The 13,834-nt window shown below is 71.6% G+C and carries 13 protein-coding genes and 1 riboswitch; of the genes, 5 read left to right on the top strand and 8 right to left on the bottom strand.

Annotated features, from left to right (window positions below; genetic code table 11):
- Positions 1–78 precede the first annotated feature (78 nt).
- The 3 genes from AC0VYL_RS02710 to thrC form a co-directional block, all read right to left on the bottom strand.
- Positions 79–660 carry a PadR family transcriptional regulator gene (locus AC0VYL_RS02710; protein WP_475482218.1) on the bottom strand — a complete coding sequence of 194 codons (582 nt, stop codon included), beginning with the start codon at positions 658–660 and terminating at the stop codon, positions 79–81.
- A 106-nt stretch (positions 661–766) separates the two neighbouring features.
- Positions 767–1,045: a ubiquitin-like small modifier protein 1 gene (locus AC0VYL_RS02705; RefSeq protein ID WP_378737787.1), complete on the bottom strand. Its 279-nt coding sequence runs from the start codon at positions 1,043–1,045 to the stop codon at positions 767–769.
- Positions 1,046–1,089: 44 nt separating this feature from the next.
- Complete coding sequence (thrC, locus tag AC0VYL_RS02700) at positions 1,090–2,349, bottom strand: threonine synthase (protein ID WP_475482217.1); 1,260 nt, start codon at positions 2,347–2,349, stop codon at positions 1,090–1,092.
- Positions 2,350–2,362: 13 nt separating this feature from the next.
- Positions 2,363–2,503: riboswitch (SAM riboswitch) on the bottom strand.
- Positions 2,504–2,773: 270 nt separating this feature from the next.
- Between thrC and AC0VYL_RS02695 the strand changes: the two genes are divergently transcribed.
- Positions 2,774–4,219, top strand: coding sequence for an alpha,alpha-trehalose-phosphate synthase (UDP-forming) (locus AC0VYL_RS02695; RefSeq protein ID WP_475458758.1), 1,446 nt, complete (start codon positions 2,774–2,776; stop codon positions 4,217–4,219).
- A 188-nt stretch (positions 4,220–4,407) separates the two neighbouring features.
- Positions 4,408–5,319: a MerR family transcriptional regulator gene (locus AC0VYL_RS02690; RefSeq protein ID WP_475482216.1), complete on the top strand. Its 912-nt coding sequence runs from the start codon at positions 4,408–4,410 to the stop codon at positions 5,317–5,319.
- Between the two features lie 127 nt (positions 5,320–5,446).
- Here the strand turns inward: AC0VYL_RS02690 and AC0VYL_RS02685 are convergent, their stop codons facing one another.
- The 3 genes from AC0VYL_RS02685 to AC0VYL_RS02675 all read right to left on the bottom strand — a co-directional run bounded on the left by AC0VYL_RS02685 (position 5,447) and on the right by AC0VYL_RS02675 (position 8,257).
- On the bottom strand, positions 5,447–6,049 hold the full coding sequence (locus tag AC0VYL_RS02685; protein WP_475458755.1) for a GrpB family protein: 603 nt from the start codon (positions 6,047–6,049) through the stop codon (positions 5,447–5,449).
- Between the two features lie 114 nt (positions 6,050–6,163).
- On the bottom strand, positions 6,164–6,955 hold the full coding sequence (locus AC0VYL_RS02680; protein WP_475458753.1) for a class I SAM-dependent methyltransferase: 792 nt from the start codon (positions 6,953–6,955) through the stop codon (positions 6,164–6,166).
- Between the two features lie 141 nt (positions 6,956–7,096).
- Positions 7,097–8,257: a S8 family serine peptidase gene (locus tag AC0VYL_RS02675; RefSeq protein WP_475458751.1), complete on the bottom strand. Its 1,161-nt coding sequence runs from the start codon at positions 8,255–8,257 to the stop codon at positions 7,097–7,099.
- A gap of 229 nt (positions 8,258–8,486) precedes the next feature.
- Here AC0VYL_RS02675 and AC0VYL_RS02670 point away from each other — a divergent pair, with 229 nt between their 5' ends.
- Together AC0VYL_RS02670 and otsB are read left to right on the top strand one after the other, a co-directional pair.
- The gene (locus tag AC0VYL_RS02670) at positions 8,487–8,771 is read left to right on the top strand and encodes a DUF3263 domain-containing protein (RefSeq protein ID WP_475482215.1); all 285 of its coding nucleotides are present in this window, start codon (positions 8,487–8,489) and stop codon (positions 8,769–8,771) included.
- Positions 8,772–8,873: 102 nt separating this feature from the next.
- Positions 8,874–9,719, top strand: a complete 846-nt coding sequence (gene otsB / locus AC0VYL_RS02665; RefSeq protein ID WP_475458747.1) for a trehalose-phosphatase — start codon at positions 8,874–8,876, stop codon at positions 9,717–9,719.
- Here the strand turns inward: otsB and AC0VYL_RS02660 are convergent.
- The gene (locus tag AC0VYL_RS02660) at positions 9,688–10,719 is read right to left on the bottom strand and encodes a serine hydrolase domain-containing protein (protein ID WP_475458745.1); all 1,032 of its coding nucleotides are present in this window, start codon (positions 10,717–10,719) and stop codon (positions 9,688–9,690) included. The two genes, otsB and AC0VYL_RS02660, sit on opposite strands and share 32 nt — an antisense overlap.
- 248 nt (positions 10,720–10,967) lie before the next feature.
- Here AC0VYL_RS02660 and argJ point away from each other — a divergent pair, with 248 nt between their 5' ends.
- A complete protein-coding gene (gene argJ, locus AC0VYL_RS02655) occupies positions 10,968–12,128 on the top strand; it encodes a bifunctional glutamate N-acetyltransferase/amino-acid acetyltransferase ArgJ (RefSeq protein ID WP_475458743.1) in 1,161 nt (386 codons plus the stop codon).
- 86 nt (positions 12,129–12,214) lie between these two features.
- Here argJ and AC0VYL_RS02650 read toward each other — a convergent pair whose 3' ends face one another.
- Positions 12,215–13,825: an MFS transporter gene (locus tag AC0VYL_RS02650; RefSeq protein WP_475482214.1), complete on the bottom strand. Its 1,611-nt coding sequence runs from the start codon at positions 13,823–13,825 to the stop codon at positions 12,215–12,217.
- Between the last annotated feature and the right edge of the window lie 9 nt (positions 13,826–13,834).

The raw sequence follows: 13,834 nt of genomic DNA, 5'->3' as shown, positions 1-13,834 counted from the left end.
TTGAATACATGGGCCAGACTGCACCACCGGGACGGCGTATTCAAGTTTTAATACGGAGGAACGGGGCCGGAACGGGGCTCAGACCGGTGGCAGGCCGAAGGCGTGCGGGCTGTCGTCGGCCATGACGTACTCCCCCGCCTCCAGCGAGGAGATCAGCCGCCGGGTCCACTCCGCGCCCGAGTCGATCGAGTACTCCCAGAGCCGGAAGAGCTCGCGTACGTGGGGCGGCTTGCCCCACGCGGACTCGGAGAGGCCCATCGACTCACGGACCCCCGCCACGTTCCTCTCCAGCCACTCCAACCGCTCCCGCAGCAGGCCGATCACGTCGGCGCGCGGCAGGCTGGTCATGAGGGTGATCCCGGCGCACAGCAGGGCGTGGTCCTCCGTGGAGCTCAACGCCTTGCGCAGGAGCCGGTCGAGCTCCGCCTCCCCCTCCTCCGTGATCACGTAGGAGGTGCGTTCGGTGACCTCGCCCTCGGCCACGGACTCACGGAGCCTCCCCTGCTCGGAGAGCTTGCGCAGCGCGTGGTACAGGGAGCCCCACTTGATGTTGGCCCACTCCTCGGCGCCCCAGTCCATGAGCTCGCGGCCCACCCGGTAACCGTGGGCCCGCCCGTGCACGCGCACCACGCCGAGCACCAACAACCGCGTCGCAGACATCGCCATCCTCGTCCCAGAAGAATCCTCCTCCCAGGTTACGAGGGGCCGGACACACGGACGGGGCGGGCGCCCTCCGGCGCCCGCCCCGTCCGTGTGGTGCCGTCGGTCAGCAGCCCCCGGCGACGGCGGGGATGATCGAGATCTGCTGGCCGTCGCGGACCTCGGTCTGGAGGCCCTTCTCGAAGCGGACGTCCTCGTCACCGACGTAGACGTTGACGAAGCGGCGGACCTTGCCGTTGTCGTCGAGCACGCGGGCGCGGATGCCCGGGTGGTTGGCCTCCAGGTCGTCGAGGACCTCGGCCAGGGTGCCGCCCTCGGCGGTCACCTCGGACACGTCGTTGGTGTAGGTGCGCAGGATGGTGGGCACGCGGACGCTGACGCTCATGGTGTTCGTACTCCTGGGACGTGGGTGGTGGGAGGGGGCGCGGGTCAGGCCAGGCCCTCGGCCTTGAAGGCCTCGACGGACGGCTTGATGGTGGCGGTGACCCCGGAGTCGACGGCGTTGAGGGTCTTGAGCCCGTCGCCGGTGTTGACGATGACCGTCTCCGCCTCGGGGTCGAGCGTGCCCTCGCGGACGAGCTTGCGCAGGACGCCGGTGGTCACGCCGCCCGCGGTCTCCGCGAAGATGCCCTCCGTGCGCGCCAGCAGCTTGATGGCGTCGACGATCTCGTCGTCGCCCACGTGCTCGATCGCACCGCCGGTGCGGGTGGCGATGTCCAGCACGTACGGGCCGTCCGCCGGGTTGCCGATCGCCAGCGACTTGGCGATGGTGTCCGGCTTGACCGGCTGGATGACGTCGTGCCCGTCGGCCCAGGCCCGGGCGACCGGCGAGCAGCCGGTGGCCTGCGCGCCGAACACCTTGTACGGGCGGTCCTCGACCAGGCCGACCCGGATCAGCTCCTGGAAGCCCTTGTCGATCTTGGTGAGCTGGGAGCCGGAGGCGATCGGGATGACGATCTGCTCGGGCAGGCGCCAGCCGAGCTGCTCCGCGATCTCGTAGGCCAGCGTCTTGGAGCCCTCGGCGTAGTAGGGCCGCAGGTTGACGTTGGTGAAGCCCCAGCTCTCGCCCGCCTCGTCACCGATGAGCTCGGAGCAGAAGCGGTTGACGTCGTCGTAGTTGCCGTCGATGGCCACGACCTTGCCGCCGTACACGGCGGCCATCACGACCTTGCCCTCCTCCAGACCGGCCGGGATGAACACGCACGAGTCGAACCCGGCGCGGGCCGCGGCTGCGCCCACGGCTCCGGCGAGGTTGCCGGTGGAGGAGCAGGAGAGGGTGGTGAACCCGAAGGTGCGGGCGGCCTCGACGGCGATCGCGACCACGCGGTCCTTGAAGGAGTGCGTGGGGTTGGCCGAGTCGTCCTTGACGTGCAGGGACCGCAGGCCGAGTTCGGCGGCGAGGCGGTCGGCCCTGACCAGGGGGGTGAGGCCGGGGTTCATGTTGGGGAGGTCGGCCACGTTGTCGGGGACCGGGAGGAGGGAGCGGTAGCGCCAGATGTTCTTGGGGCCGCTCTCGATCTGCTCGCGGGTGACGGTCCCGAAGTCGTAGGCGATCTCCAGGGGGCCGAAGCAGAACTGGCAGGCGAAGATCGGCGCGAGGTCGTAGCGCTCACCGCACTCCCGACAGGACAGGGCGGTCCCGGGGCCGAAGGCGCGGACGGAGGTGGGTTCAGCGGCGGCAATCGCCATGGCGAGGCGTCTCCCCTCATCTTTCCTGGTGGCCACCTTGACCCCAGGCCGGAGTTGGCACCTGCCTCGACGGGTCGCGGTGATCGCGGTTCCACATGTCGAGATGGTTGCCGGGGCTTCGCAGGGCCGGTCCCTCCACCCCTCTGGATGAGCAATATGAAGTTGTGGCGGTTCTTCTCCGAGAACGCACCGTCACTGTAACTGAGGTGCTGACCGATTTTCCACGCCGGGTGATCCGGATTACACAATCCGGCTCGCATGGTGAGACGGCACCGTCCACGTGGGGCGCGACCCGGAGGCGGCCTCCCCGCCCGTGTGACGGTGTCCACGGTTGACTCTGAGGGGGTTTGGGGCCGCTGCCCGCAGGCGAGACCTAGGGGAAGTGCGTGATCCCCGGACCATCCTTCGTCGAGAGGACGACCACGTGGACAAGGCTCAGATCCTCATAGCCTCCAACAGGGGCCCGGTCTCCTTCTCCACCGCCGACGACGGTTCCCTGACACACAGTCGGGGCGGCGGCGGACTGGTCTCGGGGATGATCTCCGTGGCCACCGAGATCGACGGGCTGTGGGTGTGCGCGGCCCTGTCCGAGGCCGACCGTCGGGCCGCCGCCGAGGCGCCGGGGGCCCGTCTGGACCTCGCGCACGACCTCGACGGCATGCGTGTCCACATGTTGGAACTCCCTGAGACGACCTTCTCGGGCGCCTACACGGGGGTCGCCAACTCGACCCTGTGGTTCGTGCAGCACATGCTGTACGACACCCCGAACAAGCCCTCCTTCGGCTCGGACTTCCGGAACCTGTGGGAGGACTACGCCGCCTACAACAACGCCTTCGCGGAGGCGCTGGTCGGCGGTGCGGCCGAGAACGCGCGCGTGGCCGTGCAGGACTACCACCTGGCGCTGGTGCCGCGCATCCTGCGGGCCCGCCGCCCCGACCTGCGGATCGCGCACTTCTCGCACACCCCGTGGGCCCCGCCCGAGTACTTCCGGATGCTGCCCGCCCAGGTGGCGCGGGAGCTGCTGGAGGGGATGCTCGGCGCGGACCGGCTGGGGTTCCTGAGCCCCCGCTGGGCCGACGCGTTCCTGCGCTGCTGCGCCGAGATCCTGCGCGCCGACGTCGACCTCGAACGCCGCACCGTGGAGTACGGGGGCCGGGTCGTCGAGGTGGGCGTGCACGCCCTGGGCGCGGACGAGGAGGGCCTGCGGGAGAGCGCCTCGGAGCCCGCCGTGGCGGACCGCAGGCGCACGCTGGGCGAGGCCGTGGGCGACACCCGCCTGATCGTCCGCGTGGACCGCACCGAGCTGTCCAAGAACATCGTGCGCGGCCTGGAGGCGTACCGGGAGCTGCTGACGGCGCACCCGGAGTGGCGGGGCCGGGTCACCCACCTGGCGTTCGCCTACCCGAGCCGGGGCGACGTGCCGGAGTACCGGGAGTACACGGAATCCGTGCTGCGGACCGCGAAGGAGATCAACGAGGAGTTCGCCACCCCGGAGTGGACCCCGCTGGTACTGGAGGTCAACGACGACTACCCGCGTTCGCTGGCCTCGTTCCAGATGGCCGACGTGCTGCTGGTGAACCCGATCCGGGACGGCATGAACCTGGTCGCCAAGGAGGGCCCGGTGCTCTCCGAGCGCGACTCGGTGCTGGTGCTCTCGCGTGAGGCGGGGGCGGCGGACGAGCTGGGCGACGCCGCGCTGCTGGTCAACCCCTACGACACCGTGGAGACCGCTGAGGCGCTGCACCGGGCGCTGTCGATGTCCGAGGGCGAGCGCAAGGAGCGCCGGGAGCGGCTGGCCGAGGCGGCCGTGGCGCTGCCGCCGCGCCGGTGGTTCCAGGAGCAGCTGCGCGCCCTGGGCGCGCACGGCTAGGTCGGGTACGGGGTTCGGCTTCCTGCGCACGCCCCGCATGCTGATGACCGCGATGCGGGGTGAGGGGCTCCTTCCGGTGAGCGATGGTCGGTGCCGGGTCGTCGCTGCCCGCGGCGGGTTGCACCTTCCGTAGCGGCATGTGGTCCTGTGGACCCACGTCCCGGTCCCTTGAGGAGAGGTCCCCGCTCATGCACCTGTCTTTCGTCCCGCCCCGTCAGGTCAGGATCGGTGACGCGGCGGCCTTCGCCGGCACCACGCCACGGGCGATCCGCCATTACCACGAGATCGGTCTGCTCCCCGAGCCTGAGCGGGGCGTCGACGGCCGCCGCCGCTACGGGTACGAGGACATGATCCGCCTGCTGTGGATTCGCAGGATGGCCGACGCAGGGATCGCCCTGGACGACATCCGTGACTCCTTCGAGACCGGCGCGACTTCCGGCGGTGCGGACGGCGGAGGCGGTATCGCGGGCGTCCTGGAGCGGTTGGAGGGGACCCTCGCCGAACAGGAGGCGGAACTGCGGCGGCAACGGACCGCCGTGCAGCGGATGCGCACCGAAGGCAGCCGGATGGGCCTGCTCTCCGACTTCGTCACCGACCGTCTCAGGAGCCTGCCCGAGGGCTCCCTGCGTCAGGCGGACCTGGACACTCTACTGATCACCGAGCGGGTCTTCGGCCCGCTCGGCGCGGCCGTCCAGGCCACCCGCTTCATCGCCCTGGCCACGCATCCCGCTCTGCGGGAGGACTCCGACCGCGTCGATGCCGCCGAGGAGGCGCTCGACGACGGTGTCGCCGTCGACGATCCACGGGTGGCCCAAGTGGCCGCCGAGCGGCACGCCTTCGAAAGAGCCCTGCACGCCGTCATCGAGGAGTCCGGCCTGGACGAGGACGACGACGCCCTCTTCGACGCCTGGGACACTCTGCACCCCGCTCCCGCCGACGCCGACGACGGCGAGGACGTGATCGGCTCCGGCAGGCGGGAGGCCGGATCCATGAGCGCGTTCGAAGCCATCGGCAAGATGCCCTACGACGTCTCCCCGGCCCGATGGCGCTGTATGGAACTGGCCATCGAACTGTCCGCCCAGGACTCACCCGCCCCCTAGGACACGGCCAGACGGGGCTGGAACGACGCGAGGGCGTGTCCCGTGCTGGACACGCCCTTCGGCGGGGTCGCGTGGCGGTCGGACTCCGGTCATCCGGTTCGTCACCGGTCGTCCGGCCGGGGGTCGGTCAGTTGGTCCGGGAGACCGCCTTCCAGGCCTCGGCCTCGGCGAGGAGTTCGAGGACGATGTCGGACTTGGCGTCGGCGTAGTCCTGGATGCGCTTCCAGGTGCGCTCGGAGAGCTCGCGCTTGACGGCGGTGTAGCGCTCCCGGGCCCCGGCGTCGGCGGCGAGGTAGTCGCGGAAGAGCCGCATGCGGTCGACCTCCTCGCACCCCTCGCTGAAGACGTGGAGGTTGAGGTTGACGCTGGGGCCCTTGAGGACCCGGTGTTCGTACCAGTCGGGTTCCGCGATGACCAGGGTGTACCCCGCCTTCTCCAGGTCGGGGAGGTAGGCGGGTTCGTCGGCGGAGTCCGCGACCACCATGACCAGGTCGACGCAGGGCTTGGCGGCCAGGCCGGGCACCGCGGTGGAGCCGACGTGGTCCAGGGAGAGCACGCGGTCCCCGAGGGCGCTCCGGACACGGGACTCCTCCTGTCGGAACAGGTAGGGCCACTTGGGGTCGGGTTCGGAGAGGCGCACGCGACCGTTCACCAGGTTGCGTGCCATGGGGTCGGTGGCGACCCGCCTGTCTCCTCGTGAGGGCAGAGAGGGCGATTCGAGGGGCGACATTCCACAAAGCCTTGTCGTCCGGCGTACCCGCGTCAAGGCTTTCGACGTGCCTTACATATGCACGCGCATCCGTGACGCCACGGACTGTCGGAGCGGCATGACCGAACGCGACGGTCAGGGCTCGGGCGGGCCGTCGGGGGTGGAGACCACGAGGACGAGCGAGCCCTCCCACTCGGGCAGCTCGCGCAGGTGCCCGTGGCGCGCGTCCCACGTGCCGTCGCGGAGGTCGCGGGACAGGTCCTCGTGGAAGCGGGTGTGCGCGGCCTCGTCGACGAAGCTCCACGCCGAACAGGCCTGCCGGGCCCCGGGGTCGAGCAGTGCCTCGGGGCGGCCGTAGTAGGCCTCGTTGAAGCCGTCCGAGCAGTCGAGCGGAATCGGTACCCGCGTGACGGTGGTCGTGCCGCCCAGCCCCTCGGCCAGGGCCGACGGTTCCGGGTAGCGGCGCGCCTCGGTGTCCAGGACCTTCGGGCAGTACTCGTACAGCCAGAAGTCGCGCACCAGGGCCGGGTCGCAGGTCAGCACCGCCACGGGCCCCGTGGTCACCCGCCGGACCTCGGCCAGGCCCCGGGCGGGGTCGGACCACTGGTGGACGCTGAAGGTGGTCATGGCGGCGTCGAAGGAGCCGTCGGGGAACGGCAGCGACTCGGCGGTGCCGTCGACCGCCGCGGGCAGGTGCGCGGGGCGCCGGGCCCGCATGCTGGCCGAGGGCTCCACGGGGGTGACGTCGCGGTCGGTGGGTTCGTAGGAACCGGCCCCGGCCCCGACGTTCAGCACCGTCCGGGCCCCTCCCAGGGCGGCGTCCAGCAGTGCGGCGATCCTCGGTTCCGGTTGCCGGTGGTCGGTGTAGGTGCGGGCGATCACCCCGTAGTCCGCGTCTCCCGCGCTGCCGTCCCGCATCCGAACCATGCCGTCTCCCGCCGTCGAGGTGTGTGCCGGGTCAAGGTGGTGCCGCTGGGACCCTAACCAACGAAGGGCCGCGGCGTCACGGGGTTTTCGCCCGATCGGCCACGGCCCGCGGCACGCGCGTCACCTCACGCGCGGATCCGCCTACTTCTTGCGGCGGCGGCCGCCCTTCCTCCGGGAGGGGCGCTCCTCGGCCCGCGCCTGCTCGGCGCGCTCGGCGGCGAGCCGCTGGTCCTCCTCCTGCCGCTCGGCGTCCACCCCGTAGGGGTCCTTGGTGCTCCGGCGCACCCAGAGCACCAGCAGGATCACGATCAGCGCCAGCACCACGCCGACCAGGGCGAACCACATCCAGACCGGCACGGCCGGGGAGTCGTCCTCCACCAGGTTGTCGTCGATGAGCGGGATGGACTCAGCGTCCCCGGAGGCCTGCGCCACGGCCGAGGGCAGGTACAGGGAGGGCAGCCCCTCGGTGCCCTGCTGGGAGCCCTCCACCAGCGCGGCCCGGAGCTGCTCCGCGCTGAGCTGCGGGTACTCGGAGGTCAGCAGCGCGGCGGAACCGGCGACCACGGCGGCCGCGTAGGGAGTGCCGGTCACGTCGGTCTGACCCATGTCCGGACCGGCCGTGGACAGTTCGGCGCCGGGCGCGAGGAGATCGATCGACGCGGGCGGCGGCGAGCCGGGCAGGAGCACGCCCTCCTCGTCCACGCCGCCCACGGCCAGGACGTTGGGGTCCGCCTCCCCGCCCGCCGGGGCGACGACCAGGGTCGCGCTCCGCGCGGCCGACGCGGTGGCCGCCTGGAGGTCCTCGTCCTGTGCCACCTCGTCCGGGAGCAGGATGACCTGGGCCCCCTGGTCCAGGGCGTGGTCGATGGCCTCGGCCGGGCCGTCGCCGGTGGGCAGGACCAGCAGCCCGGCGCGCGGAGCCACACCCAGCACCCCGCCGTCCGCGTCCATGCCGTGCCCGTGTCCGACGACCAGGGCGCCCATCGCCGTGCCCACGTCGGTGTCGCCGCCGTTGCCCCCGAACTCGGTGTCGACCACCAGGTTGTCCCGCAGGTCGGGGTGGTCCTCGTCGACGGAGACCCCCGGCAGGGCCACGGTGACGCCCTGCCCCTGGCTGGTCTCCCAGGCCTCCTGGGCTCCGATGGACGCCAGGGCCCACTGCTCCGGCCGGAAGTCCGGGACGTCGTCGGCGGCGGCTGGAACCGCCGTCAGTCCCAGTACGGTGAGCGCCGCGCAGGCACCCGCCGTCGCGCCGATCACGTGGCGCTGGTGTGTCCTGCTACGGCTGTTGCCCCCGAGCACGTCTGGCTCCCTCGAACGTTGCGGTCGGTGCTGCGCCGGGCCTCCCCGGACCCTCGCAATTCTGTCATGAGCACAGGATTCAGGCTTGGACAAGTGACCTGGGGGGTAGGGAACGTAACTGTATCCCTGGTGCCAGTCCTGGGTTTTCCGCTCCTCATCCGGCATGTCGAGTCGCTAGCATGAGTCGCGCCGATCCGGACAAACCAATTACCCGTCCAGGGGGTGTCCCATGCCGAATATCGGTCCGTCCGACGACGGCCAGTCGGCCCTCGCCGAACGCGAACAGCGAATCCTCGCCTTCGAACGCCAGTGGTGGAAGTTCGAGGGATCCAAGGAACAGGCGATCCGTGACGAGTTCGGGTTCTCCGCGACCCGCTACTACCAACTGCTCAACGGCCTGGTCGAGCGCCCCGAGGCGCTCGCCTTCGACCCCATGACCGTCAAGCGCCTGCGCCGCCTGCGCGCGGACCGCAGACGTCAGCGCAACGCCCGCCAGCTGGGTATCCAGCTCTAGGACGGGCGGGGCCTCCGGAGACTCCGCGAGGCACGCCACCGCCCGGGCGCGGCACCCGCCCGGGAATCCCCACAGCGCAGCCGACACCGACAAGGTCCCCGCATGCCCTCGTCCCCAGCAGACGACCTGCCCGCGCCCACCACCGAGGCCGGGCGCGCCGCGCTCGGCGCACTGGTCTCGGAGCCGTCCGGGGCACTGGTCGCCTTCGACTTCGACGGCACCCTGGCGCCCATCGTGGCCGACCCGCGCGACTCCGCCCCGCAGCCCGGGATCGTGGACGCGCTGGCGGCGCTGGGGTCCCACGTGGGCACCGTCGCGGTGATCACCGGCCGCCCCGCCGCCACCGTGGTGCGGCTCGGGGGCCTGGAGCGGGTGCCGGGGATCGTCGTGCTCGGCCACTACGGCGCCGAGCGGTGGACGGACGGGCGCGTGGTCGCCGCCGACCCGCCGCCCGGGGTGGCCCTGGTCCGCGAGGAACTGCCCGCCCTCATCGACGCCTCCGGCGCACCGTCGGGCACGTGGATCGAGGACAAGGGGCGTTCCCTGGCCGTACACACGCGGCGCGCGGACGACCCCGAGCGGGCCCTGGAGCTGCTGTCCGGCCCCCTCTCCGAGCTCGCGGAGCGGGCCGGTCTCCAAGTGGAGCCCGGTCGGCTGGTCATCGAGCTCCGTCCACAGGGTGTGGACAAGGGCGCCGCCCTCACCTCCCTGGTGGAGGAGAGGTCCGCCCGGAGCGTCCTCTTCGCCGGTGACGACCTGGGCGACCTGCCCGCCTTCGCCGCCGTCGCGGCCCTACGCGGCCAGGGGGTCCCCGGACTCACCGTGTGCTCCTCCTCCGACGAGGTGACCGAGGTCGCGGACGCCGCCGACCTCGTCGTCCCCGGACCCGCCGGGCTGACCGACCTGCTCGGCCGGCTCACGACGAGGATTCGTGGGCTTGCGGGGTGAGCGCCGAACGCGCGGCCGTGCGCAGGTCCACCAGACCGGTCCGGTCGCGCCCGTAGTTCACGGCGTTGGTGAGCACACCCACGTAGCGCCCGCTCTCGGGGTGCAGGAACAGGCTCGTGCCGGTGAACCCGTTGTGGTAGACCACGCCCTCCGGGGTGACCAGCCAGGCGAGTCCCCTGGACAGCCGGGCCCCGGCGTCCACCTGCGGTGACCAGCTCTCCCGGATGAACGACGCCGGGATGACCCCGCTCTCACCGTCGTGCAGGCGCAGCACCTCCCGGGCGAAGGCCCCGAGGTCGATCGCGTTGCTGAACACCCCGGCGTGCCCGGAGACACCGCCCATCAGCGCCGCCGCCTCGTCGTGCACCACGCCCCAGGAGGGCGCCGCGCCGACGAGACGCCGTTCGGTCGGCGCCACGCTGGGCGACCTCGCGAGCGGCCCGTAGGTGGTGGAGCGCAGGCCGAGGTCGGCCCACAGGTCGTCGGCCAGCCGGTCCAGGGTGCTGCCGTACAGGCGCTCCAGGAGGAGGCCGAGCAGGATGAACCCGCGGTCGATGTACTGGTAGCCGGGTTCCTCCAACGGGTCCGACAGGATCGCCTCGGCCAGGTCCTGGTCGGTGCCCACGTACCGTTCCATCCAGCACACCGGGTTGAGTCGGCTGGTGTGCGTGAGGATCTGCCGGGTGGTCACCCAGGCCCCGGGGAGGTCCTCGCCAGGAAAGTATTCGGACATCGGGGCGTTGATGTCCAAAACCCCCTCCGCGATCGCCCTGCCGACCAGGGGCCAGGTCGCCATCACCTTCGTCAGGCTCGCGACGTCGTACGAGACGTCGGGAGCGGTGTCGTGCTCACCGTCGGTCCGACCGACCGCCACGAACTCCCACATTCCACCGGTGCCGACCACGGCGGCCCCACCGGGCAACCAGTCCGCGTCCACCATCACCTTCAGGACGCCACGGATCCGCGCCCCAGTCTCCGTGAGCCAGTCACCATCACGCACAACACGCCTCCCCCCGAGCGGTCTCCCCCACTTCTCGGCGGATACCCCGTTCACTCCGGCTTGTCACACCCGTGCCGTCTCCGAACAGTACGAAACCCCCGCAGGTCATGGCCGTAACCACACCGCTTTGGCGTGGCGTCGTCCCTGGCCACGGGGAGGGACCGGAGCGGAGCCCCGAGTGCGGCTCCGGCCTCGGGCCGCGCGGGCGGGGCGAAGTAGGCTGGCGCCACGAAGTTCCGAGGAGGACGATGAGCAGCAAGACCCCCGTTCCCGCCGGTTTCGTCGGCGTGGCCGGAAACATCGGGATCAAGGACCCCCAGGACGACTTCTTCACGGTGGTCTCCCAGGTCCCCACGGCGGTCTCCGCCGTGTTCACCCAGTCCCGGTTCGCCGGGCCCAGCGTGCGGCTCAGCCGTGAGGCCGCGGCCGACGGCCGGGCCCGGGGCGTCACCGTGGTCGCCCGCAACGCCAACGTGGCGACCGGCCAGGTCGGAACGGCCGACGCGCGCGAGGTCCAGGAGGGTGTGGCCCGCGCCGCCGGGGTCGACCCCGACCAGATCCTGATCGCCTCCACCGGGGTCATCGGCCGCCCGTACCCGATGGACCGGGTCCGCTCCTACCTGGAGGACCTCCCGGCCGAGTTCCCCCCGGCCGACCTGGACCGCTCCGCCGCGGCCATGATGACCACCGACACGCACCCCAAGATCGCCACCGCGAAGGTCGGCGGCGCGACCCTGACCGGGATCGCCAAGGGTGTCGGCATGATCGAACCCAACATGGCGACCATGCTGACCTGGTTCTTCACCGACGCCGAACTGGAGCAGCCGGTCCTGGACGCGGTGTTCCGCCGGGTGGTGGACCGGACCTTCAACGCCCTGAGCATCGACACGGACACCTCCACCAGCGACTCCGCCGCGATCTTCGCCAACGGGTTGGCCGGGCCGGTGGACGTCACCGAGTTCGAGGAGGCCCTGTACGGGGTCGCACTGAGCCTGGTGCGGATGATCGCCTCCGACGGCGAGGGGGCGGGCAAGCTCATCGAGGTGCGGATGACCGGCGCTCGCGACGACGCCCAGGCGAAGCGGATCGGCAAGGCCGTGGTGAACTCGCCCCTGGTCAAGACGGCGGTGCACGGCGCGGACCCGAACTGGGGCCGGGTCGCGATGGCCGTGGGCAAGTGCTCGGACGAGACCGACGTGTTCCCGGAGAACGTGCGGATCGTGTTCGGGGACGTGGAGACCTTCCCGACCCAGGCGACGGAGGAGACCCTGGAGCGCGCCGCCCAGCACATGAAGGGCGACGAGGTGGTGATCAGCGTCGATTTGGGCATCGCCGAGGGCGCCTTCACGGTCTACGGCTGCGACCTGACCGAGGGCTACATCCGGATCAACGCCGACTACACGACCTGAGCCGGGGCCGCGAGGCCCGCAGAACACGCGAAGGCCCCGGTGGGAGCACCACCGGGGCCTTCCCGCGTCCTTCGGATCCGATCCGATCAGATGTGGACTGCGGGGCCGTCCGTCATCCGGCCCGCCTTCATGAAGAGGGAGAGCCCGGCGGCCACCAGCATCACCACGGCGGCGATGCCGAACGCCAGCTGGAGCCCGTCCAGGAAGGCGAGGTTGCTGGCCTGGGTGATCGCGGCGGCCGTGGCGGCGTCCGCGCCCTCGGGCAGGACCGCCCCGCCCTGCGCGACGGTGCTCTGCATGGCGGAGAGGTCACTGGCGGAGGGTTCGGCCAGCCCGGCGTCGGCGTAGTGGGCGGGCAGTGTGGAGATGATGGTCGCGGACATCACCGCGCCCAGGACGGCCGTCCCCAGTGAGCCGCCGAGCTGCATGGCGGCCTGCTGGAGCGCGGAGGCGACCCCCGCGTAGCGCACCGGGGCGTTGCCGATGATCGCGGCGGTGGCGCCGGTCATCACCAGGCTCAGGCCCACGCCCAGCAGCACGAACGCCACCGAGACGTAGGGAACGCCGGTGTCGGCCTGCAGCCGGGACAGCAGGAACATGCCCGCCGAGGCGGACAGCAGCCCCGCCGTGGTGGGCAGGCGGGCGCCGACCCGGTCCAGGAGGCGTCCGGCGATGGGCGACGTGATCGCCATCATCGCGGTCATGGAGATGAGCTGGAGCCCGGTCTGGGCGGGGCTGAGGCCGCGCACGCCCTGGAGGTAGAAGGTGATGAAGAACAGCGAGCCCATGAGGCCCAGCGCCATCGCCACGGTCAGGACCACACCGATCGACAGCGACGGGTGCGCGAAGAGGGCCAGCGGGACGAGCGGCTGTTCGGGGCGGCGCTCCCACACGAGGAAGGCCGCGCCGAAGAGGACCGCCGCGCCCAGGGAGGCCAGGGTGACCGGGTGCGCCCAGCCGATGCTGGGGGCCTCGACCAGCGCCCACACCAGGGCGAAGATCGCGACGCTCACCAGGACGATGCCGGGCACGTCCATGCGGGACCCCGCGTCGGTGGCCCGGTTGGCGGCCAGCAGCCACAGGCCCAGGCCCAGGGCGACGGCGCCGACCGGGACGTTGATGTAGAACACGGCCTCCCAGCTGAGGGCGCCGACGAGGAGCCCGCCCAGGATGGGGCCGCCGGCGGTGGCGGCGCCGATCAGGCTGCCGAACACGCCGAAGGCGCGGCCCAGCTTGGAGGGAGGGAAGCTGGCCCGGAGGAGTCCCATGGCGGAGGGCAGCAGCAGCGCGCCGAAAATCCCCTGGACGATCCGGAAGGCGATGAGCATGATGACACCGGACGACAGCGCGATCGCCACCGAGGAGAGCACGAACCCGATCACGCCGACCAGGTACGTGTTCCGGTAGCCGAAGCGGTCACCGATCTTGCCCGCCGTGATGAGGAAGACCGCGAGCCCGAGCAGGTAGCCGTGGGTGACCCACTGGAGCTCGGCCAGGGAGGCGCCCAGGCTGGCGCCGATCGCGGGGTTGGCCACGGCCACGATGGTGCCGTCGAGGGCGACCATCATGACGCCGAAGGCGATCGCGACGAGTGTGGCCCAGGGGCTCTCCGTGAAGCGGGGCCGTGCCTCGGCCGCGGTCGGAGGGCGCCGCTGATCTCTCGGATCTCGTGGACTCTGCTCGGCCTGCGTGGTCATGTGCGCCCC

The sequence above is a fragment of the Nocardiopsis sp. iso_238 genome (assembly GCF_056173325.1).
Note: the sequence above shows the minus strand (reverse complement) of the source record. Positions and strands in the feature narration are given on the sequence as shown.